This window comes from Staphylococcus sp. GDY8P72P, assembly GCF_016890655.1.
GTDB lineage: Bacteria > Bacillota > Bacilli > Staphylococcales > Staphylococcaceae > Staphylococcus > Staphylococcus arlettae.
In genome coordinates this window covers 1-24,123 of record NZ_JAFEQJ010000028.1, presented here as the reverse complement: position 1 = coordinate 24,123, position 24,123 = coordinate 1, and the positions used below count along the sequence as shown (strand labels likewise).

Below are 24,123 nucleotides of genomic sequence, written 5' to 3'. Positions count from 1 at the left end.
ATATATGTTGAATTAGGGTGGTACCACGAAGACCTCGTCCCTTATTGGGATGGGGTCTTTTTCTATTGTTTTATTTTGATTAAGAACTTGAATTTTTAATGGAGGGTAAATAAACATGGATCAAATAAATATTCAATTTCCAGATGGTAATAATAAAGCGTTTGATAAAGGAACAACAACTGAAGACATCGCACAATCAATTAGTCCAGGACTTAGAAAAAAAGCTGTAGCGGGTAAATTCAATAATACATTAGTGGATTTAACGCGTCCGTTAGAAACTGATGGTGACATTGAAATAGTGACACCTGGTAGTGAAGAAGCGTTAGAAGTGCTACGCCATTCAACAGCTCACTTAATGGCACAAGCACTTAAACGACTATACGGAGATGTGAAATTTGGTGTAGGTCCTGTAATAGATGGTGGATTCTATTACGATTTTGATATGGAACAATCTATATCTTCGGATGACTTCGAACAAATTGAAAAAACAATGAAACAAATTGTTAATGAAAACTTCCCGATTGAACGTAAAGTCGTTTCACGCCAAGAAGCTCAAACGTTTTTCGCAGATGATCCATATAAACTAGAATTAATTGATGCGATTCCAGAAGATGAATCAGTAACATTATATAGTCAAGGTGAATTTACTGATTTATGTCGTGGTGTACATGTACCATCAACAGCAAAAATTAAAGAATTCAAATTGCTATCAACTGCTGGTGCGTATTGGCGTGGTGACAGCAACAACAAAATGTTGCAACGTATTTATGGTACAGCCTTTTTCGATAAAAAAGATTTAAAAGCACATTTACAAATGCTAGAAGAGCGTAAAGAACGTGACCATCGTCGAATTGGTAAGGATTTAGAACTTTTCTCAAACAATCCATTAGTAGGTGCTGGTTTACCATTATGGTTACCAAATGGCGCAACTATTCGTCGTGAAATTGAACGTTATATTGTCGACAAAGAAGTAAGTATGGGTTATGACCATGTCTATACACCAGTGATGGCGAATGTTGACTTATATAAAACATCTGGCCACTGGGACCACTATCAAGAAGATATGTTCCCAACGATGAAATTAGATGAGCAAGAAGAAATGGTTTTAAGACCAATGAACTGTCCACACCATATGATGATTTATGCCAACAAACCGCATTCTTATCGTGAATTACCTATACGTATTGCAGAATTAGGTACAATGCATCGTTATGAATCTAGTGGTGCGGTTTCAGGTTTACAACGTGTGCGTGGTATGACTTTAAATGATGCACATATCTTTGTGAGACCTGACCAAATCAAAGAAGAATTTAAACGAGTAGTAAATTTAATTATGGAAGTTTATGAAGATTTCGGCTTTGAAAATTATAACTTTAGATTAAGCTATAGAGATCCAGCCGATAAAGAAAAGTATTTTGACGATGATGAAATGTGGAATACTGCGGAAAATATGTTGAAAGAAGCGGTGGATGAATTAGGATTAGATTATGTTGAAGCTATAGGTGAAGCTGCATTCTACGGTCCTAAATTAGACGTTCAAGTTCAAACTGCAATGGGCAAAGAAGAAACTCTATCAACTGCACAATTAGACTTCTTACTACCACAAAAATTTGATTTAACATATATTGGTAATGACGGTGAACAACATAGACCAGTAGTTATTCATAGAGGTGTAGTATCAACAATGGAACGCTTTGTTGCTTTCCTAACTGAAGAAACAAAAGGAGCATTCCCAACATGGTTAGCACCTAAGCAAGTTGAAATCATTCCAGTCAATGTAGACTTACATTATGATTATGCACGAAGCTTACAAGATGAGCTAAAATCACAAGGTGTAAGAGTAGAGATTGATGATCGAAATGAAAAAATGGGTTACAAAATTAGAGAAGCACAAATGCAAAAAATTCCATATCAACTCGTAGTTGGAGACAAAGAAGTAGAGAACAACGAAGTGAATGTACGTAAATACGGATCACAAGATCAAGAAACTATTGAACGTGATGACTTCATTTGGAGCTTAATTGATGAAATCAGACTTAAAAAAGCAAGATAGTATTGAAACAGTATGAGAAATCATGTATATTGAGTGTTAGTGAAATAAATGAATAAAAAAATTGAGTTAGAGGTTGCGTTTTTAATTAGTAACTGTTCAAGTGTTTGATGGAACAATTGTTGAGCAAGTGAAAGGTAAAAATGCCGAAATAAATAATAACCATTAGTATTATTTATTGGGCCAGTTATCGAAAGGAACTGGACTGTCACACATGTGAAGTGCTACCTATATATATGATAAAAAAGGTTGCATATCAAATGGGTATGTAACCTTTTTATATTACATGATTCAACAGTTACAATGGGGAATGAACTGGATGTAATGAAGGAGTAATTATAAAGTCATATCAGTGTAAACCTCTAAGCATTTCAGAAAGGAAGCTTATATGGGAAATAATACGAATCAAAATGGCGGTGTACAAAGAGGACTTAAAGATCGTCATATTTCAATGATTGCAATCGGTGGTTGTATCGGTACTGGATTGTTTATGACTTCTGGTGGTGCAATTCATGATGCTGGTGCACTTGGAGCGTTATTAGCATTTGCAATTATCGGTGCAATGGTGTTCTTCTTAATGACATCATTGGGAGAGATGGCTACATATTTACCAGTGTCAGGTTCATTTAGTACCTATGCTACTCGCTTTGTAGATCCATCTTTAGGATTTGCATTAGGTTGGAATTATTGGTTTAACTGGGTTATTACCGTTGCAGCAGATGTGACAATCGCGGCACAAGTTGTTCAATATTGGTCACCATTACAAGGGCTGCCAGCATGGGGATGGAGTTGTCTATTCCTAATTATAATTTTTGGACTTAATGCATTATCTGTTAGAGTATATGGTGAAAGTGAATATTGGTTTGCTTTAATAAAAGTAGTAACTGTAATTATTTTTATTGTCATAGGACTGTTAACAATAGTTGGTATTATGGGCGGCAAATTTGTAGGATTCGAAACATTCACAGCTGGAGAAGGACCAATTTTAGGTGATGGTTTCAGCGGTAGCTTGTTGACCATTTTAGGTGTGTTTTTAGTTGCTGGATTCTCATTCCAAGGAACAGAATTAATTGGGATAACAGCAGGTGAATCAGAAAATCCTGAACGTGCAGTACCAAAAGCGATTAAACAAGTCTTTTGGAGAATTTTATTGTTTTACATTTTAGCTATTTTTGTAATTGGAATGTTGATTCCATACAACAGTGATGCTTTAATGGGTGGCGATACTAGTGTTGCGACTTCTCCGTTTACACTTGTATTCCAAAATGCAGGGTTAGCATTTGCGGCATCATTTATGAATGCAGTTATATTAACATCTGTATTATCTGCCGGTAATTCCGGTATGTACGCTTCAACACGTATGTTATATTCTATGAGTAAAGATAAGCTAGCATTTCCTATTTTTGGCAAAACAAATAAATATGGTGTGCCATACATGTCATTGTTAGTAACAGCACTTATAGTTATTGCTATCTTCTTATTACAACATATTAGTGGCGATGCTTATGAATATATCGTGGCAGCGAGTGGTATGACTGGATTTATAGCTTGGGTTGGAATAGCAGTCAGTCATTATCGCTTTAGAAAAGCGTTTGATAAACAAAATTATGATAAATCTAAATTAAAATATAAAGCGAAACTCTTCCCATTTGGGCCAATATTCGCAGGTGTTTTATGTGTGCTTGTTATTGTTGGACAGGATGTTGATTTCATTAAAACAGGTGATTTTAATTTAAATCGTTTTGTCATCACATACATGGGTATTCCAGTATTTTTAGCATTCTTTATTTATCACAAATTACGCTATAAAACAAAAATGATTCCATTAGATAAAGTAAACTTAAATCAAGATGTTGATATGAAATCAACTGAAAATAAATAATAAAAACTATTGACTATTGTCGTGGTTACTGGTAATATTAGTAACGTTGAATACGAAACGTACCAAGAAGAAGCTCCCGCTTCTCACCTGTAGCGACGCAACAAGCTGTTGGCAGGTCAATAATACATGCAAAGACATGTGTGAAGCAGAGCGGGTATCTTGTATACTCGCTCTGTTTTTGCTTGGGATAATTTCGTAAAAATCTTGGAGGTGTCAACCATAGCTAAAGATCAGACTCAAGTTAATGAAAAGATTCGCGCAAAAGAATTACGATTAATCGGTCAAGATGGTGAACAAATTGGTGTTAAAGCCAAAAATGAAGCACTTGAAATGGCTGATAGAGTTGGTTTAGATGTAGTCGTAGTTGCTCCTAACGCTAAACCACCTGTTGCAAGAATTATGGATTACGGAAAGTATAAATTCGAACAACAGAAAAAAGAAAAAGAAATGAAAAAGAAACAAAAAACGATTAATGTAAAAGAAATTCGTTTAAGCCCAACTATTGAAGAACATGACTTCCAAACTAAATTAAAGAATGGTCGTAAGTTCTTATCAAAAGGCGACAAATGTAAAGTTTCTATTCGTTTTAGAGGTCGTGCAATTACGCATAAAGAAATTGGTCAACGTCAATTAGAAAAATTTGCAGAAGAATGTAAAGATATTGCTACTGTTGAGCAAAGACCTAAAATGGAAGGGCGTCAAATGTTTATCATGTTAACGCCAATTGCTGAAAAATAATTTTTGAAAACACAGGAGGAATTGTATCATGCCTAAAATGAAAACACACCGTGGAGCTGCTAAACGTGTTAAAAGAACTGGTTCAGGTCAATTAAAACGTTCAAGAGCTTTCACATCTCACTTATTTGCAAACAAAAATACAAAACAAAAACGCCAATTACGTAAAGCTAGATTAGTACACAAATCAGATATGAAACGTGTAAAACAATTATTAGCGTATAAAAAATAATCGAGCGATTTCAGAGTGAAATTTGACATTAAAAAGATCTAACACAATTTTGAGGAGGAATTTATTATGCCACGAGTAAAAGGTGGAACAGTAACAAGAGCTCGTCGTAAAAAGACGATCAAATTAGCAAAAGGTTACTTTGGTTCAAAACGTACGTTATACAAAGTAGCTAAACAACAAGTAATGAAATCAGGACAATATGCATTCCGTGACCGTCGTCAAAGAAAACGTGATTTCCGTAAATTATGGATTACACGTATTAACGCTGCTGCACGTCAACACGACATTAGTTATTCAAAATTAATGAACGGCTTGAAAAAAGCTGAAATCGACGTGAACCGTAAAATGTTATCTGAAATCGCAATTTCAGACGATAAAGCTTTCGGTGAATTAGTTGCTAAAGCAAAAGAAGCTTTAAAATAATATTTACTAAAAAAGAGATGTGGTATGACTGCATCTCTTTTTTATTTTGAGATGTATCAGAGTTTTGATAAAATAACTGTGAAGTCGTATCTGAAGGAGATTATCATGTCAAAGTTTGATGAAATGATTACAGTAGTACCAAGAACTATATTATTTAATAATGAAAAAAATCAATTTAATGGTTTTCTGTCTAACAATGGTCAAAAAGGCTCAGAAATTTTTGAGACATTGTCACAATATGAAGTGAAACGTCGTGGAGATATGGAAGAAGATCCAACGTACAAACAGTTAATATCGTATTGTTTGTTGCAAAATGAAGAGGGTCAAATTTTGGTTTATGATCGCTTGAGCGGTGGAGGCGAATCACGGTTGCATGGACAATCTTCTATAGGTGTCGGTGGTCATATGAATGATATCGTAGGAGCTGCATCAATAAATGAAGTTTTACGTATCAATGCACAACGTGAGTTAGAAGAAGAAATTGGTTTATCTGAACAAAAAACACAAAATTTACAATACATAGGTTTTATTAATGACGATACAAATGAAGTGGGAGAAGTTCATTTAGGAGTCGTGTTTAAAATAACCGTAGATTCAAAAGATGTTGAAGTTAAGGAGACGGATACATTAAAAATCAAGTGGGTAGAACAAGGTAGTATTGAAAATTATGATGATTTTGAAACTTGGAGTGCATTGATTTTAGAAGCATTACAGTAGAGGTGGATTACATGTCTGATATCATTCCTTTTCCTTGGTCAAAAGATAAATTAATTCGTGATATTAAAATAGCTTATAATCAAGATGATTTAGAGGAAATGTATTCTTTGTTTGATAATTATGAGGAGCATTTTGAATTAGACGAAACATTGTCATTATTGAAGTGTTCAATGTTATATCGTATGAATCATTTTTTAGAATTAAGAGAAGAAGCAATTATATTATTAAAGCAAGGTTTTACGAATTATGATGAATTAGTCATATATTATGTGGAAAGTTTAAATGGCTTAGGTCAATATTTTGAAGCCATCGAGGTCATTGACCAAATCATAGATGAAGTACAAAATCATAAAACACGCATGGAATTATTACCTCTCAAGTCTTATGCACTAAGCCAATTAGAGCAACATAATGCGCAAGTAGCTTCACAATTACAACAATTTGATACTTTAGAGATACGTGACCAAATTAACACTATTTTAACATTGATAGACAATAGTCAATATTGTTATAAAGATACAGTAGCCAGTTTATTGAACAACACTGATATTCGGAATAATGTTATTTCTATAATGTTAGAATATTTACGTTTTGCACAATATGAAGAAGTAGTGCATATTAGCAAATTCAATCAAAATTTATCACTAGTTCCTAAAGACTTACCAGGCTTAGAACACACAACCATGAAACAACAAGTAATACCTGAAGTTGTAAAGTGTTTAGATGATGAAGGTACACAATTACTTGAAGAGGCATTACATGTTATGAATAATCATGCAATATTACTCTACCCAATTGACATCCAAACAATTGGTTCTGTTCCACAGTGGATTAAGGCATATGAAAACTACTTTAAATCCATGTTAGGTATTGTACAACCGCAATCAATAGATGAGGTAAGTGAATTTATTCAACGGTTAGATCAACTAGAGTAATTTAATAGAATTCGGGTAGACAATAACCGTTAACATATTTATGCTAAATTATATAATTAAAATAAAATGCAAAGAACGAAGTTCAACATTTGTGTAGGCACAACACGTGTGATATACTAATGTAGTTGAAAAAATAAAATAGGATAATCATGGAGGTTTTTATACATGACAGCAACTTGGGAAAAAAAAGAAGGTAACGAAGGTGTATTATCAGTTACCGTTCCAGCAGAAAAATTAGACAAAGCTTTAGATCAAGCTTTTAAAAAGGTAGTAAAACAAATCAACGTACCTGGTTTCCGTAAAGGAAAAGTACCTCGTCAAATTTTTGAACAACGTTTTGGCGTAGAAGCTTTATATCAAGATGCAGCTGATATTTTATTACCAGAAGCATACGGTGAAGCAATTGACGAAACTGGTATTAAACCAGTAGATCAACCTGAAATTGATGTAACACAAATTGAAAAAGGTAGCGACTTCAAATTCGATGCAACAGTTGTTGTAGAACCAGAAGTTCAATTAGGAGACTATAAAGGTCTAGAAATTGAAAAACAATCTACTGAATTAACTGAAGAAGAAATTCAAGAATCAATTGACCATCAATTAGGTCATTTATCAGAAATGGTTGTTAAAGAAGATGCAGCTATTGAAAATGGCGATACTGTAAACATCGATTTTGATGGTTATGTTGATGGTGAGCAATTCGAAGGTGGCCAAGCTGACGGCTATGACTTAGAAATTGGTTCAGGAATGTTTATTCCAGGATTTGAAGAACAATTAGTTGGTGTGAAAGCTGGAGAAGAAAAAGACGTTACCGTTACATTCCCAGAAGAATATCATGCTGAAGAGTTAGCTGGTAAAGAAGCAACTTTCAAAACTAAAGTTAACGAAGTGAAATACAAAGAAGTTCCAGAATTAACTGATGAAATTGCAAATGAATTAGACTCAGAAGCTAACACAGTTGCAGAATACAAAGAAAACACTCGTAAACGTTTAGCTGAACAAAAAGAAACTGATGCTGAAAATGCTCAAAAAGAAGAAGCAATTAACAAAGCTGCGAATAATACAACAGTAGATATTCCAGAAGCTATGGTTAATACAGAGCTAGATCGTATGGTTCAAGAATTCGGTCAACGTATGCAACAACAAGGTCTAAATCTTGAAACTTACTTCCAAATTTCTGGCCAAGACGAAACTCAATTAAGAGAACAAATGAAAGACGATGCTGAAGAACGTGTTAAAACAAACTTAACACTTACTGCTATCGCTGAAGCTGAAAATGTAGAAGTTTCAGATGAAGATATCGATAAAGAATTAGAAAAAATGAGTGAACAATTTAATATTTCAGTTGAAGATATTAAACAAACACTTGGCAATACAGATATCGTGAAAAATGATGTACGTATCCAAAAAGTTATTGACTTACTAGTTGACGAAGCTAAATTAGTAGAACCAACTAAAGAAGACGAAGAAGCATAATACAAGTTTAATAAGTTGAGCAGATTATTAGTTGTATAATATGTAAAGCTGTATAATACAAAATTGTTGAGTAGCAGATGCATTAATTATGATGTATCTGCTTCACTATTATGTGCAAATAACTTGTAGTTTTAACTGTTTGCATATTAAAATGCTATCTAGTATAGTCTTTAGGGAATAGGGGTGTAAATAGAATGTTCAAGTTCAATGAAGATGAAGAAAATTTAAAATGTTCTTTCTGTGGCAAAGATCAAGATCAAGTGAAGAAATTAGTTGCAGGAAGTGGCGTATATATTTGTAATGAGTGTATTGAATTATGTTCAGAAATAGTTCAAGAAGAATTAGCTCAAGCTGAACCAGAAGGTTTAACTGAATTACCAACTCCAAAAGAAATTATGAATCAATTAAATGATTATGTAATTGGTCAAGAAAAAGCTAAAAAATCATTAGCGGTGGCTGTATATAATCACTATAAACGTATCCAACAGTTAGGTCCTAACGAAGATGAAGTAGAGTTACAAAAAAGTAATGTTGCTTTAATCGGACCTACAGGTAGTGGTAAAACACTATTAGCACAAACTTTAGCAAAAACATTAAATGTACCTTTTGCGATTGCAGATGCAACAAGTTTAACAGAAGCAGGGTATGTTGGTGATGATGTAGAAAACATCTTATTACGTTTAATCCAAGCAGCAGATTTCGATATTGATAAAGCTGAAAAAGGAATTATCTATGTCGATGAAATCGATAAAATCGCGCGTAAATCAGAAAATACATCGATTACAAGAGATGTGTCAGGTGAAGGCGTTCAACAAGCATTGTTGAAAATACTTGAAGGTACTACTGCTAGTGTTCCGCCACAAGGTGGCCGTAAACATCCAAACCAAGAATTAATCCAAATTGATACTTCTAATATTTTGTTTGTACTTGGTGGTGCATTCGATGGTATTGATGAAGTTATTAAACGTAGATTAGGTGAAAAGGTTATTGGCTTTGCAAGTAGTGAAGCTTCTAAATATGATGAAGATGCAATTCTTGAACAAATTAGACCAGAAGATTTACAAGCTTATGGTTTAATTCCAGAATTCATTGGTCGTGTCCCAATTGTAGCTAACTTAGAAACATTAGATGTTGAAGCGTTGAAAAATATCTTAACTCAACCAAAAAATGCATTAGTAAAACAATATGTTAAAATGCTTGAATTGGATGATGTTGAGTTAGAATTTACCGACGAAGCATTAGCTGCGATTAGTAACAAAGCTATAGAACGTAAAACAGGTGCTCGTGGTTTACGCTCTATTATTGAAGAAGCATTGATAGACATCATGTATGATGTGCCATCTACTGACGGCGTTGTTAAGGTTAAAATTACTGAAGAGACTATCAATGAAGAAAAAGAGCCTGAATTGTACGACAAAGAAGGCAATTTAATTAATAATGAACAAACATCAGCATAAGCGCTATATAGTCTAATGATGATGTTATATAGAAGTGAGAATAGGAAATCAAATGATTTTTATTTGATTCCTGTCTCACTTCTTTTTTATTTTGTGAACATGTTATGATTAATTGTGATAAGCCATCGCATTCTGAGATGTTCTATACTATAATTAAATGGTTAAATTAGATGAAAGTGGGTCAATTATGAATATTAATCCAAATGAAATAGAAATACTGATTAGTGCAGTAAAATCAGAGCAATATCCTGAAACAGGACTAAGTGAAGTAGCATTAAGTGGACGCTCTAATGTTGGAAAATCATCATTTATTAACAGTATGATTGGTCGCAAAAATATGGCACGCACATCACAACAACCTGGTAAAACACAAACACTCAACTTTTATAATATTGATAATCAATTGGTTTTTGTAGATGTACCAGGGTATGGTTATGCTAAAGTAAGTAAAAAGCAACGTGAAGCTTTTGGTAAAATGATAGAACAATATATAACTGAACGTGATAGTTTGAAACTGGTAATTCAACTTGTTGATTTACGACACAATCCTACTGAAGATGATATTTTAATGTATAACTTTTTAAAATATTACGAGTTGCCAACGTTGGTAATTGCTACGAAAGAAGACAAAATTGCCAAAGGCAAAGTACAAAAGCATTTAGATAACATTCAACAAAAATTAGAGATGGAACCCGAAGATCAAATAATAAGCTATTCAGCAGTGAAAAATAATAAGCAAAAAATTATTTGGAATACTATTGCTTCTTATTTATAATCATTATTAAAAGATACTTAAAATTATGAAATAATGGCCGTTAGGGCAGTAATTATGACAAATATTTGAATTTACTTTATAATTCTTCTAATTTAAAGGCGCAACATACTTAACTCACAAATTAGATGTGTTATAATTTAATTATTGGATTATGTATGGAGGGCGTTATAGATGCATTTTATTGCAATTAGTGTAAATCATCGTACTGCCGATGTAGCATTAAGAGAAAAAGTTGCTTTTAAAGAAGATGCCATACGTTTAGCAAATGTTGATTTATTTGAAACTAAATCTATTTTAGAAAATGTAATCTTATCAACTTGTAATCGTACGGAAGTGTATGCTATTGTCGACCAAATTCACACAGGACGTTATTATATACAACGTTTTTTAGCACGTGCTTTTGGTTTTGATGTAGAAGAAATTAAAACAATGACAGAGGTACATGTCGAGGATGATGCTGTGAATCATCTTATGCGTGTAGTTTCTGGCTTAGATTCGATAGTATTAGGGGAAACACAAATTTTAGGACAATTAAGAGATGCGTTTTTTAAAGCCCAAGAAGAAGATACAACAGGAACAATATTTAACCATTTATTTAAACAGGCAATCACATTTGCTAAAAAAGCACACAATGAAACAGATATTGCTGACAATGCAGTAAGTGTGTCATATGCTGCGGTTGAATTAGCAAAAAAAGTATTCGGAAAATTAACTCATAAAAAAGCACTAATCGTTGGTGCTGGAGAAATGAGTGAATTGTCACTACTTAATTTAATAGGTGCTGATGTTAGCGATATTACAATTTTCAATAGAACTGAAAGTAAAGCACAACGTTTAGCTGAAAAACATCAAGTTGCGAGTGCACCAATTTCAGATTTAGCTGCACATTTAAGTTCGGCAGATATTGTGATTAGCTCTACAAGTGCAGAGTCATATGTTATTACTAATCAAATGCTAGAACAGATTGAAGCCCCAAGAAAAGCGGATTCATTAGTGCTTATTGATATTGCTGTACCAAGAGATATTGAACCGAATATTACTGCGTTACCAGATGTTTTTAATTATGATGTGGATGACCTAAAAGGTTTAGTTGATGCCAATCTCAGAGAACGTCAATTAGCTGCAGATGCAATTGCCGAACGTATACCACAAGAGATTACTAATCATAATGACTGGGTTAACATGCTAGGAGTAGTTCCAGTGATTCGTGCCTTAAGAGAGAAAGCAATGACTATTCAATCAGAAACAATGGATAGTATTGATCGCAAATTACCAGGATTGTCTGAACATGAACGCAAAGTGGTATCTAAGCATACTAAAAGTATCATTAATCAAATGTTAAAAGATCCTATTAAACAAGCTAAAGAAATTAGTACTGATAAGAAAAGTAATGAAAAATTAGAGCTATTCCAAAACATTTTTGATATTGAAGCTGAACATCCTTACGAAGAGCAAAGAAGAAAATCAGCAGAAAAATTAAGTCACATTCTTAGTTTTGAATAGACGAAAAAAATGGTGATAGTATGCAAGATGCTTTATTTATAAGGTTTCATGAACTTATTTTGCTGATATATTTAATTAGTATTGCTTGTTATTTTTATGACTTTTTTAATAAAAATTTCAAAATAAGGAATACGGGCTTTATTACTTTAGGGATTGTTTGGGTATTACAAACAATCTCTTTATCTATCTATGTCAACCAGACTCAACAATTACCGTTAACGAATATATTTGATATATTGTTTTTAATAACTTGGTTGATTATAGCGATATCATTAGTGATTAGCGTTATAAAGCCAATAAATTTTTCCATATTTTTATTTAACTTAATAGGTTTTATCTTAATAGCATTAAACACATTTCAACCTACTGACCAATTGGAAAAAGGTCAAAAATTAACAATAATGAATGAATTATTAATTGTGCATATCGGTTTTGCAACGATAAGTTATGCCTTTTTTGCTTTGTCATTTGTAAACTGTATTTTATACTTATTACAATACAATAATTTAAAACACAAACGTTTTAATCAAAAATATTTTAGATTAGGCAGTGTGGCTACATTAGAACGCATAGTGTTTTATTGTTCATTAACAGGCTTCATATTATTAATTATCAGTTTAATCTTGGGTGTGCAATGGGGATTGAATACTATAGGTTATTCCATATTATATGATTCCAAAGTATTGTTTTCATTCATTATAGCCATTTTTTATGCACTTTATCTATTCTTCAGAATTAGACAATTAATAATGAAACACAAACTTATTTATTTTAATGTTATAGTATTCGTATTATGCATGATTAATCTATTATTTGGCTCAAGTGTTTCTAGTTTTCATTAACTCGGTAAATCAGTAAAATTAAGATAGTGAAATAAGAAAAGGTGGTACGTAATATGCGTAAATTAATTGTTGGATCACGTAGAAGTAAACTTGCAATGACGCAGAGTCAGCAGTTTATTGACAAATTAAAAGCGATTGATCCGACGCTTGATATAGAAATTAAAGAAATTGTCACTAAAGGTGATAAAATTGTGGACAAGCAATTATCCAAAGTTGGTGGCAAAGGGTTATTTGTTAAGGAAATTCAAAATGAATTGTTTAATAAAGATATAGATATGGCTATTCATTCTTTAAAAGATGTGCCAAGCGTTATACCTGAAGGGCTAACTTTAGGATGTATTCCTGACAGAGAAATTCCTTTTGATGCATATATCGCCAAAAACCACGTTAAATTACAAGATTTACCAGCAGGTAGTATTGTCGGTACAAGTTCTTTACGTCGTGGTGCACAGATATTAGCACATTATCCAGAGCTAACTATTAAGTGGATACGAGGTAATATCGATACACGCTTAAATAAATTATATAACGAAGATTTTGATGCTATCTTGTTAGCAGCTGCTGGATTAAAACGTATGGGATGGTCAGATGACATTGTAACGACATATCTTGATAAAGACACGTTAATTCCCGCTATAGGTCAAGGTGCATTAGGTATCGAATGTCGTGCGGATGATACTGAATTATTGGAGTTATTACAACAAGTACACAACCAAGAAGTGGCAGATTGTGTAACTGCAGAGCGTACGTTTTTAAAAGCAATGGACGGTAGTTGTCAGGTACCTATAGGCGGATATGCGTCAATAAATGAGCAAAATGAAATTGAATTTACCGGTTTAATTATGTCACCAGATGGTAAAGAACGCTATGAACATACGGTCAGTGGTACAGATCCTGTAGCGTTAGGTGAACAAGTAAGTGAAGTGTTAAATGAACAAGGTGCTTATGAAATAATCAAAGCATTAAACGAAAATCAATAATCGTTTGAGGTGAAACTATGAAACCAGTTATTGTGATGACGCAAAGTAATCCATATACAAATCAACAAGCAACTATTATCCATAAACCTTTTATTAAGATAATACCTTTGCAATTTGATTTGACGGTACTTTCGTCACACTATGACTGGCTTATTTTTTCTTCCAAAAATGCGGTGAAATATTTTTATCCATATTTATCACAAGTAGCAGTTGATAATATAGCTGTTATTGGTGAAAAAACGGCCGATTATTGTCAGTCTTTGAATATCACTGTGGATTTTTGCCCTGAAGACTATTCTCAAGAAGGCTTTCTGGAGCGTTTTCCATTAACTAAAAATGATCAAATTTTGTTGCCATCAAGTGGTTTTGCTCGCCAGTTATTGCAACAAGAATTAAATCAACGCGGTGCAAATGTCACAAAGGTTGACTTATATAAACCTGTTTCGCATACTGAAAATATCAGTGAAGTCAAACAGTTGATTGCACAGGGAGAAGTAGATGCAGTGACTTTTGCGAGTTCTTCAGCTGTTAAATTTTATTTTCAAGATCCTGTTCCTCGTTTAAAAGTTGCTTATTATGTAATAGGACAACAAACTTATCATACAATTAAGCAATATGACGTTACAGCAAAAATTGCGTCTAAACAAACGTTAACAGCATTAGTACAAAAAGTATTAGAAAGTAGGGAGTAATATGCAATTTGATAGACATAGAAGACTTCGTTCTTCAAAAACGATGAGAAATTTAGTCAGTGAAACACATGTGAGAAAAGAGGATTTAATTTATCCCATATTTGTTGTTGAACGAGAAAATGTCAAAGAAGAAATCGTATCAATGCCTGGTGTGTTTCAATTGAGTTTAAATTTAGTTGAATCAGAAATAAAAGAAGCTTATGATCTTGGTGTCAGAGCATTTATGTTCTTCGGTGTACCTAATGAAAAAGATGAAGTCGGCTCTGGTGCGTATGATCACAATGGCATTGTCCAAGAAGCGACTAAAAAAGCAAAATCATTATATAGCGATATTCTTATCGTAGCGGATACTTGTTTATGTGAATATACTGATCACGGTCATTGTGGTGTCATTGATCCTGTTACGCATGATGTGGATAATGACCAATCATTGCCACTATTAGTTAAAACAGCAATTTCACAAGTTGAAGCAGGTGCAGATATTATTGCTCCAAGTAATATGATGGATGGGTTTGTTACAGCAATTCGCAAAGGATTAGATGAATCGGGTTACTACAATATTCCAATTATGAGTTACGGTATTAAATATGCATCAAGTTTCTTTGGTCCATTCCGTGATGCAGCGGAGTCAACACCTGAATTTGGAGATCGTAAAACGTATCAAATGGATCCAGCAAATCGTCGTGAAGCATTGCGTGAGCTAGATAGTGACTTAGCTGAAGGTGCAGATATGATGATTGTAAAACCTGCATTAAGCTTTTTAGATATTATCCGTGATGTGCGTAATACAACGAATGTTCCCGTTGTTGCATATAATGTTAGTGGTGAATATAGTATGACTAAAGCTGCTGCTTTAAATGGATGGATTGATGAGCAAGCAGTTGTAATGGAACAAATGATTTCAATGAAACGCGCAGGTGCTGACTTAATTATTACGTATTTTGCCAAAGACATTTGCCGTTATTTAGATGAACAATAAGGAGGAATTACCATATGCGTTATGAAAAATCAGAACAAGCCATGTCAGTAGCCGAAGATTTAATGCCAGGAGGCGTCAATAGTCCAGTACGAGCATTTAAATCTGTTGATACACCTGCAATTTTTATGGAGCGTGGTGAAGGTTCAAAAATATACGATATTGATGGTAATGAATACATCGATTATGTATTGAGTTGGGGACCGTTAATTCTAGGTCATAAAAATAAACAAGTCATTGATAAATTACATGAAGCAGTAGATCAAGGTACTAGTTTTGGTGCTTCTACGTTACAAGAAAATAAATTAGCACAATTAGTCATTGATCGTGTACCTTCAATTGAAAAGGTTCGTATGGTATCTTCTGGTACTGAAGCAACATTAGATACATTACGTTTAGCACGTGGATATACTGGACGTAATAAAATTGTTAAGTTTGAAGGTTGCTATCATGGTCATAGTGATTCATTACTCATTAAAGCTGGATCGGGTGTTGCTACTTTAGGATTGCCTGATTCACCTGGTGTACCTGAAGGCACAGCCAAAAATACAATTACAGTTCCTTATAATGATTTAGAAGCGATTCGTGTAGCTTTTGAACAATTTGGTGATGATATAGCAGGTGTGATCGTCGAACCTGTTGCCGGTAATATGGGAGTCGTACCACCAATAGAAGGATTTTTACAAGGTTTGAGAGACATTACCACTGAATACGGTTCATTACTTATTTTTGATGAAGTAATGACAGGATTTAGAGTTGGTTATAATTGTGCGCAAGGTTATTTCAATGTTATACCGGATTTAACTTGCCTAGGTAAAGTAATTGGCGGTGGATTGCCAGTAGGAGCATTTGGTGGCAAAAAAGAAATTATGGATTACATTGCTCCGATGGGAGACATCTATCAAGCAGGAACACTTTCAGGTAATCCACTGGCAATGACAAGTGGTTATGAAACATTAAGCCAATTAACACCAGAATCATATGAATATTTTAATCATTTAGGTGATATGTTAGAAGCAGGTTTAACAGAAGTGTTTGAAAAACATAATGTACCAATTACGGTGAATAGAGCAGGCTCTATGATTGGTTATTTCTTAAACGATGGACCTGTCACAAATTTTGAACAAGCAAATCAAAGTGATTTAGAGTTATTTAGTGCTATGTATAGAGAGATGGCGAAAGAAGGCATTTTCTTACCACCATCTCAATTTGAAGGAACATTTTTATCTATGTCACATAGTGAAGATGATATTAAATTTACAATTCAAGCATTTGATAATGCATTAAGTCGAATCGTTACCAAGTAGTATTAAGTCAATTTTGTAGAAAATAGAATCAATAATATATTTAAGGAGTAAGTTCAGAATTATGAGCGATTCTGTTCTTACTCCTTTTTTGCTGCAAGAAAATTCAGAGTTTTTACATAATTATTTTTTATCACTTATTGATAAAATGATAACTTTTACTTATGGATTTTTAGAAGTAATTCAAAATATAATATGGTCTTTAACGTAATTATTTTAATTATTACTATGATATAATTGAATTAAATAAGTGATTGTTAAACAGTGTTTAGTGAAATTGAAAAAGAATTGTTTTTTATGAAAGTTGTGAATATGTATGAATATAAAATTAAGAAATAATATTATCGTATTGATTTTAGCAATTACTTTTAGTTTGATTCTTCATGCAGCCAATATTTTACTGCCGTTTATGTTTGGTCCTATTCTTGCAGGTGTAGTGAGTATTAAATTTTTACGATTAGATGTGCAATGGCCTTTTTGGATTAGTCAGCTAGGTTTAATATTACTAGGTGTTCAAATAGGCTCTACTTTTACTGAAACAGTCATCTTTGATATCAAAAATGATTGGATGATTATTGTTACAATTACCGTACTTTTACTCGTGTTAGCCTTATTGATTGCGTATTTCTTTAAAAAAATTGCTAACGTCAATACTGAAACTGCAATTTTAAGTGTTATACCAGGTGCCTTGAGTCAAATGCTCATAATGGCAGAGGAAAATAAAAAGGCAAATATTATGGTTGTAAGTCTAACACAAACATCTCGAATTATATTTGTAGTAATTCTTGTACCATTTATTTCATACTTTTTTAAAGAACCAGTGACAACAGGCGCTAATGGTGCACAAGAAGTGCAACAAAAGCTTACTGAAACATTAACCTTTTCTAATGTTTTGGTGTTACTCATCGCTATTGCTGTAGTATATGTAATAATGAGTAAAATTAATTTTCCAACCAAGCAAATGTTAGCACCGATTTTAGTGTTAATTTGTTGGAATTTAATTACTGGTATAACATTCACGTTGGATAATCCAATAATTGCAGCAGCACAAGTAATGTATATGATTCGTATCGGTATTCAAATAGCAAAATTAATGGATCAAATGAAAGGTCGAATAGCATTAGCTATAGCATTACAAAATGTTCTGCTAATTATTTCATCATTTGTTATGGTTTATTTATTTACATTCGTGTCAAACCATTCTATTAATGACTTGTTTTTAGGAGCAGCACCTGGTGGAATGAGTCAAATTGTATTAGTTGCAATTGAAACCGGTGCAGATGTTGCGATGATTTCAAGTTATCATATCTTTAGAATATTCTTTATTTTATTCTTAATTGCACCCTTAATCAATCAATTCTTAAAGTATCTCGAGTATAAAAACAAACATAGCTGAATGATAGAATAATTAATTGTGTGACAAACACAGAAAAGAGCGTGGCAATACGGATAGTATGCCACGCTCTTTTTTTGATTCATACATAAACAAGCCCTTTATCATACAAAAATATAATAAATTAACTGAATCCTTTACCTTTGTAGTACTTTGGATTATTAGGACAGTTTTCTAAGTGGGCATTATACAGCCCGGCTGCTTCTAAAAATGAATAAACTGTTACTGGTCCTAAAAATTTAAAACCGTATTTTTTTAACGTTTTTGATAATTCGGTAGCACGTTCATCGACCGTTTTACGATCTCCAGATTGTTTATAATGCAAATCGATAGGTTGATTATCAACGTATGACCATAAGAAGTCACTAAAGTTACTAAAATCACGTTCTATTTCTATATAACCTTTGGCTTGACCTATAATTGCTTCAATTTTTTTGCGATGATGAACAATATTTGGAAACGTCATAAGTTTATCTACATCATTATTAGTCATTTGTGCAATTTTATGGGGATCAAAATTATAAAAGGCAGCTTCATAGGCTTCTTTTTTCTTCAAAATAGTGAGCCATGATAATCCGGCATGTTGAGACTCTAAAGCTAATAATTTAAAAAGTTTTTTACTATCGTAAATTGGATGTCCCCATGCTTCATCATGATATTGCAAATACAGGGCATCTTTAGTACCAAATGCACATTCATTCATAATTTTCACTCCATTTCATTGACTTATTTTTGTTTCCATTATACTATAATTAAGTAAAGAAAAAATGTCTATTGGGAAGAGTAGATGCTTCAGAATTTATAGAGAGTGCATGGTTGGTGAGAATGCATAGTTCGTAGTATTGAAGGTAGCCCACTATGAACTTTAACTGAAGGTCATCATTGATGACAGATAGGTTAAAGCGTGTTTGAGCGTTAATCATTAATTAAGTGCGTAAAATTTATGGATAATAAATTTTGCGAATTTAGGTGGTACCACGGTTAATCCGTCCTATTTTGATAGGGCGGTTTTTTTAATTTTTAAGGAGGAAAAAGAATGGAAATGAAACCTAAGTATAATCCCAATGAAGTAGAAGCAGGACGTTATGACCATTGGGTTGAAAACGGTTATTTTAAAGCGAGTGAAGATGATACAAAAGAAACATATACGATAGTTATCCCACCTCCAAATGTAACAGGGAAATTGCATTTAGGGCATGCTTGGGATACAACGTTACAAGATATTATTACGCGTATGAAACGTATGCAAGGTTACGATACTTTATATTTACCAGGAATGGACCATGCTGGTATAGCAACACAAGCTAAAGTAGAAGCTAAACTTAATGAACAAGGTATTTCTCGACATGATTTAGGCAGAGAGAAATTTATCGATCAGGTTTGGGATTGGAAAGAAGAATATGCTGGATTTATTAGACAGCAATGGGCAAAACTCGGTTTAGGCTTAGATTATTCAAGAGAACGTTTCACATTAGATGATGGTTTAAGTAAAGCCGTGAAAAAAGTCTTTGTTGATATGTATAACAAAGGTTTAATTTATCGTGGTGAATACATCATTAACTGGGATCCAATTGCTAAAACAGCATTATCTGATATTGAAGTTATCCATGAAGACGTTCAAGGTAAGTTTTATCATTTTAAATATCCTTATGCTGACGGAGATGGCTACATTGAAATAGCGACGACGCGACCAGAAACAATGCTTGGAGACACTGCTATTGTAGTAAACCCAAATGACGAGCGCTATAAAGATGTAATAGGCAAACATGTTATTTTACCAATTGTTGGTCGCGAGTTACCTATTTTAGCAGATGATTATGTAGATATAGAATTTGGTAGTGGTGCAATGAAAGTAACTCCTGCACATGACCCAAATGACTTTGAAATTGGTAATCGTCATGATTTAGAACGCATCGTTGTTATGGATGAAGCCGGTGTGATGAACGATAAAGCAGACAAATATGAAGGTTTAGACCGCTTTGATTGTCGCGAACAATTAGTTAAAGATTTACAGGCTGAAGATTTAGTCATTAAAATTGAAGAACACGAACATTCTGTAGGTCATTCAGAACGTTCAGGTGCTGTTGTTGAGCCTTATTTATCTACGCAATGGTTTGTAAAAATGAAACCACTTGCTGAGCAAGCACTAAATAATCAAGAAACAGACAATCGCATTGATTTTGTACCAGCCCGTTTCGAAAAAACATTTAATCGCTGGATGGAAGATATTAGAGATTGGACAATTTCTCGTCAATTATGGTGGGGACACCAAATTCCAGCATGGTACCATAAAGAAACTGGTGAACTATTTGTATCTGAAGAGCCACCAGCAGATAGTGAAAATTGGATTCAGGATGAAGATGTATTGGATACTTGGTTCTCAAGCGCATTGTGGCCTTTCTCTACATTAGGGTGGCCAGATGGGGAGGCTAAAGATTTCCAACGCTATTTCCCAACAAATGCTTTAGTCACTGGCTATGACATTATCTTCTTCTGGGTAGCGCGTATGATTTTCCAAGGTCTTGAATTTACAGGCGAAAGACCATTTAATGACGTGCTATTACACGGTTTAGTACGTGCTGAAGATGGGCGTAAAATGAGTAAATCATTAGGAAATGGCGTCGATCCAATGGACGTTATTGATGAATATGGTGCAGATAGTTTACGCTATTTCTTAGCAACAGGTTCGTCACCAGGACATGATTTACGTTACTCTACTGAAAAAGTAGAATCCGTTTGGAACTTCATTAATAAAATTTGGAATGCCGCACGTTTCAGCATTATGAATATCGGAGAAGATTTTACAGTAGAGCAAGTAGATTTATCTGGTAATTTATCATTAGCAGATAAATGGATTTTGACTCGCTTAAATGAAACGATTGAAAATGTAACACACTTAAGTGAAAAATATGAATTTGGTGAAGTTGGTAGAGCATTATATAGTTTCATTTGGGATGATTTCTGTGATTGGTATATTGAAATGAGTAAGATTCCTATGAATGGTGATGATGAAAGTCAAAAACAAACTACCCGTTCAGTATTGACGTATGTATTAGACAATACTATGAGAATGTTACATCCATTCATGCCTTTTGTAACGGAACAAATTTGGCAAAACTTACCACATGTTGGTGAGACGATTGTCCAAGCATCATGGCCAACTGTAACGGAAGCTCATGTGTATAATGACAGTAAAGAAACAATGGAACATTTAGTAGAGATAATAAAATCAGTACGTCAATCTCGACTTGAAGTTGACACACCATTATCAAAAGCAATTCCAATCTTTATTCAAGCCAAAGATGAAAACATCAAAGCGACTTTAGAAGAAAATGCATCATATTTAGATCGTTTCTGTCATCCAAGTGAATTAACGATTGAGTTAGATATTGCCATACCTGAAAAAGCGATGACGTCAGTAACTTCTGCTGGGGATGTTGTATTACCATTAGAAGGCCTAATTGATATGGATAAAGAAATTGCTAGATTAGAAAAAGAATTAGAAAAATGGCAAAAAGAATTAGATCGTGTTAATAAGAAATTGGCGAACGAAAACTTTGTAAGTAAAGCACCTGAGAAAGTTATAAATGAAGAACGAGATAAAAAACAAACTTACCAAGAAAAATATGATGGCGTAAAATTAAGAATACAACAATTAAAAGCATAGGAGTCTTAACCATGAATTACCTAGATAGCTTATATTGGATACACGAACGGAATAAGTTTGGAATCAAACCAGGCGTAAAACGTATGGAATGGATGTTAGCCCAATTAAACAATCCACAAAACCATATTAAAGGCATTCATGTTGGTGGTACTAATGGTAAAGGGTCTACAGTCGCGTATATCCGTTCTGCACTTGTTGAGAACGGGTATGAGGTAGGCACATTTACCTCACCATTTATCGAAACATTTAATGAGCGCATTAGTTTGAATGGTATGCCAATAAGCGATGATGAAATTGTAAAACTAGTAAATATTGTGAAACCTGTCAGTGAAGCCTTGGAAGTAGAAACTGACTTGGGCACTGCTACTGAATTTGAAATTATAACAACAATGATGTTTGTTTATTTTGGTCAACTACATCCTGTTGACATTGTTGTTGTAGAAGCGGGATTAGGCGTGAAAAATGATTCGACTAATGTTTTCAAACCGCTACTATCCATTTTAACGAGCATTGGTCTAGATCATGTTGATATTTTAGGTGATACATTTGCAGATATTGCTAGAGATAAAGGTGCAATAATCAAACCAAATACACCTGTTATTTATGCAGTTAAAAATGAAGAAGCAATTAAAATTATACGTGATTATGCTGAAGAGGCAGACGCTAAGGCAATTGAATTGGATCGCGACATTACTATTGTGTCAGAAGAAGATGAATTTACTTACAGGTATAAAGATTATGAATTAGAAACATTAGTGCTAAATATGTTAGGTGAACACCAAAAAGAAAATGCTTCACTTGCCATTACCGCTTTAATTGAATTGAATGAAGCAGAAGTTGTAGATTTAGATTTTAATAAAATGATTGATGGTATCGAATCGGTAAGCTGGAGTGGACGCATTGAACAAGTTAAAGAGCAGCCCTTGATGATTGTAGATGGGGCGCATAACAACGAAAGCGTGCAAGCATTAGTGGAAACGATGAAAAACTACTATCACAGAGAGCATATGGATATTTTATTTTCGGCAGTTAAAAACAAACCGATTAATGAAATGTTAGATCAACTAAAACCTATAGCAAATAATTTATATATTACTGAATTTGATTTTCCTAAAGCATTGCCAAAAGAAACTATAAGTGAAGAAGTTAACTATGAACATAAAGAACTTGTTGATGATTACGTTTCATTTATAGAAAATTATGACGGCGATGGTTTGATAATTACAGGTAGTTTATATTTTATAAGCGAAGTAAAAGCTAAAGTTAGCTTTTAATAAGATGAGCCCAAGACTTATTGATAGTCTTGGGTTTTTTATTTTGGTATAAGTGTTATTCAACATATAAAAACACTAGTGTTGCAGAATGTCGACAAAGTTCTTAAATTTGTTGGTAGTTTTTGTGCACGCTTTCCGCGGGCACTGCCTTAGCCTGTAGTCTGCGGCGAGCGCTATTCCCGCAGGAGTCGGCTCAAAGCACTGCCAATATTACACAACAAATATTATAATATATAAATTAAACAGAAGTGTTGTTAAATAAAACAAATGATAAATGAGAACAATAAAAATTATTTCCATCTCTGTATGAGTTCCTAATAATCATTTATTTTGTAAATCGATGTGATAATTTGATTTAGATTTTGTTTCAAACTGTCAAAAAAGTTCTCAAATTTGTTGGCATTTTTGTGCACGCTTTCCGCGGGCACTGCCTTAGCCTGTAGTCTGCAGCGAGTGCTATTCCCGCAAGAGTCGGCTCAAAACATTTCCAATTTTTAGAAAAGCGTTAGGAGCACTAATATTTAAAGTCTGTTTACTGAAATATGAAAAAAGTTTCTGTGGCTAGTATGCTAATTTGTACTGTCATGAATCTTAAAAATTTAGTGTAAAAGGAGCAATTATGTCTGAAAGACCACTACTATTTTGAAAAACTATGTAAATAAAAATAAACAAACCCATCGCAAATTAAGGCGCTTAACCCTTATAATGAGAACTTAATAAAAACACTATGTTCTAGGCTGCTAATTCCATATATTTTCTAGGGGATAAGTAGCCTAGTTTTTGTTGAATTCGATTATTATTATAGTTTTT

Annotated in this window: 21 protein-coding genes, 1 riboswitch and 2 other annotated features; of the genes, 19 read left to right on the top strand and 2 right to left on the bottom strand. The window is 33.5% G+C overall.

The genetic code is table 11. The features are described 5' to 3' along the window. The first annotated feature begins 115 nt into the window (after positions 1-115). The 17 genes from thrS to JVU85_RS11110 all read left to right on the top strand — a co-directional run bounded on the left by thrS (position 116) and on the right by JVU85_RS11110 (position 18,375). Positions 116-2,053, top strand: coding sequence for a threonine--tRNA ligase (thrS, locus tag JVU85_RS11190; protein ID WP_103387825.1), 1,938 nt, complete (start codon positions 116-118; stop codon positions 2,051-2,053). A gap of 59 nt (positions 2,054-2,112) precedes the next feature. Continuing rightward, positions 2,113-2,285, top strand: a riboswitch (Lysine riboswitch). A 153-nt stretch (positions 2,286-2,438) separates the two neighbouring features. Next, positions 2,439-3,932 (top strand): amino acid permease, encoded by a 1,494-nt coding sequence (locus tag JVU85_RS11185; protein WP_112369240.1) that lies wholly within the window; start codon positions 2,439-2,441, stop codon positions 3,930-3,932. 58 nt (positions 3,933-3,990) lie between these two features. Then, positions 3,991-4,117 (top strand) — a sequence feature (ribosomal protein L20 leader region). Positions 4,118-4,142: 25 nt separating this feature from the next. Next, complete coding sequence (infC, locus tag JVU85_RS11180; protein WP_002510261.1) at positions 4,143-4,670, top strand: translation initiation factor IF-3; 528 nt, start codon at positions 4,143-4,145, stop codon at positions 4,668-4,670. A 28-nt stretch (positions 4,671-4,698) separates the two neighbouring features. Next, a complete protein-coding gene (gene rpmI, locus JVU85_RS11175; RefSeq protein WP_002510262.1) occupies positions 4,699-4,899 on the top strand; it encodes a 50S ribosomal protein L35 in 201 nt (66 codons plus the stop codon). Positions 4,900-4,965: 66 nt separating this feature from the next. Beyond that, positions 4,966-5,322: a 50S ribosomal protein L20 gene (gene rplT / locus JVU85_RS11170; protein ID WP_002510263.1), complete on the top strand. Its 357-nt coding sequence runs from the start codon at positions 4,966-4,968 to the stop codon at positions 5,320-5,322. Between the two features lie 105 nt (positions 5,323-5,427). Beyond that, positions 5,428-6,039 (top strand): NUDIX domain-containing protein, encoded by a 612-nt coding sequence (locus tag JVU85_RS11165; protein ID WP_193325313.1) that lies wholly within the window; start codon positions 5,428-5,430, stop codon positions 6,037-6,039. An 11-nt stretch (positions 6,040-6,050) separates the two neighbouring features. Continuing rightward, entirely contained in the window at positions 6,051-6,974 is a 924-nt protein-coding gene (locus tag JVU85_RS11160; RefSeq protein WP_204171688.1) for a hypothetical protein, read from the top strand. 165 nt (positions 6,975-7,139) lie between these two features. After that, positions 7,140-8,450, top strand: a complete 1,311-nt coding sequence (gene tig / locus JVU85_RS11155) for a trigger factor (RefSeq protein ID WP_142019598.1) — start codon at positions 7,140-7,142, stop codon at positions 8,448-8,450. Between the two features lie 194 nt (positions 8,451-8,644). Then, complete coding sequence (clpX, locus tag JVU85_RS11150) at positions 8,645-9,907, top strand: ATP-dependent Clp protease ATP-binding subunit ClpX (protein ID WP_204172597.1); 1,263 nt, start codon at positions 8,645-8,647, stop codon at positions 9,905-9,907. Between the two features lie 187 nt (positions 9,908-10,094). Beyond that, positions 10,095-10,682 (top strand): ribosome biogenesis GTP-binding protein YihA/YsxC, encoded by a 588-nt coding sequence (yihA, locus tag JVU85_RS11145; RefSeq protein WP_002510268.1) that lies wholly within the window; start codon positions 10,095-10,097, stop codon positions 10,680-10,682. Positions 10,683-10,853: 171 nt separating this feature from the next. Continuing rightward, on the top strand, positions 10,854-12,185 hold the full coding sequence (gene hemA / locus JVU85_RS11140) for a glutamyl-tRNA reductase (RefSeq protein ID WP_002510269.1): 1,332 nt from the start codon (positions 10,854-10,856) through the stop codon (positions 12,183-12,185). Positions 12,186-12,205: 20 nt separating this feature from the next. Beyond that, on the top strand, positions 12,206-13,027 hold the full coding sequence (gene ccsA, locus JVU85_RS11135; protein WP_002510270.1) for a cytochrome c biogenesis protein CcsA: 822 nt from the start codon (positions 12,206-12,208) through the stop codon (positions 13,025-13,027). 53 nt (positions 13,028-13,080) lie between these two features. Further along, the gene (hemC, locus tag JVU85_RS11130) at positions 13,081-14,007 is read left to right on the top strand and encodes a hydroxymethylbilane synthase (protein ID WP_002510271.1); all 927 of its coding nucleotides are present in this window, start codon (positions 13,081-13,083) and stop codon (positions 14,005-14,007) included. A 17-nt stretch (positions 14,008-14,024) separates the two neighbouring features. Beyond that, entirely contained in the window at positions 14,025-14,699 is a 675-nt protein-coding gene (locus tag JVU85_RS11125; protein ID WP_204172595.1) for a uroporphyrinogen-III synthase, read from the top strand. 1 nt (position 14,700) lies between these two features. Next, on the top strand, positions 14,701-15,678 hold the full coding sequence (gene hemB / locus JVU85_RS11120; RefSeq protein WP_002510273.1) for a porphobilinogen synthase: 978 nt from the start codon (positions 14,701-14,703) through the stop codon (positions 15,676-15,678). A 14-nt stretch (positions 15,679-15,692) separates the two neighbouring features. Next, positions 15,693-16,982, top strand: coding sequence for a glutamate-1-semialdehyde 2,1-aminomutase (gene hemL / locus JVU85_RS11115; RefSeq protein ID WP_204172593.1), 1,290 nt, complete (start codon positions 15,693-15,695; stop codon positions 16,980-16,982). Positions 16,983-17,295: 313 nt separating this feature from the next. Beyond that, the gene (locus JVU85_RS11110) at positions 17,296-18,375 is read left to right on the top strand and encodes an AbrB family transcriptional regulator (protein ID WP_002510275.1); all 1,080 of its coding nucleotides are present in this window, start codon (positions 17,296-17,298) and stop codon (positions 18,373-18,375) included. A gap of 121 nt (positions 18,376-18,496) precedes the next feature. Here the strand turns inward: JVU85_RS11110 and JVU85_RS11105 are convergent, their stop codons facing one another. Next, positions 18,497-19,075 (bottom strand): DNA-3-methyladenine glycosylase I, encoded by a 579-nt coding sequence (locus tag JVU85_RS11105; RefSeq protein ID WP_204172591.1) that lies wholly within the window; start codon positions 19,073-19,075, stop codon positions 18,497-18,499. A 58-nt stretch (positions 19,076-19,133) separates the two neighbouring features. Beyond that, positions 19,134-19,369: a binding site (T-box leader), on the top strand. Positions 19,370-19,408: 39 nt separating this feature from the next. Between JVU85_RS11105 and JVU85_RS11100 the strand changes: the two genes are divergently transcribed. Together JVU85_RS11100 and JVU85_RS11095 are read left to right on the top strand one after the other, a co-directional pair. Continuing rightward, positions 19,409-22,039 (top strand): valine--tRNA ligase, encoded by a 2,631-nt coding sequence (locus JVU85_RS11100; protein WP_204172589.1) that lies wholly within the window; start codon positions 19,409-19,411, stop codon positions 22,037-22,039. A gap of 11 nt (positions 22,040-22,050) precedes the next feature. Beyond that, positions 22,051-23,313 (top strand): bifunctional folylpolyglutamate synthase/dihydrofolate synthase, encoded by a 1,263-nt coding sequence (locus tag JVU85_RS11095; RefSeq protein WP_002510278.1) that lies wholly within the window; start codon positions 22,051-22,053, stop codon positions 23,311-23,313. 732 nt (positions 23,314-24,045) lie between these two features. Here JVU85_RS11095 and JVU85_RS14115 read toward each other — a convergent pair. After that, positions 24,046-24,123: IS3 family transposase (locus tag JVU85_RS14115; RefSeq protein WP_343283687.1), on the bottom strand; the 78-nt coding region annotated here is incomplete at its 5' end.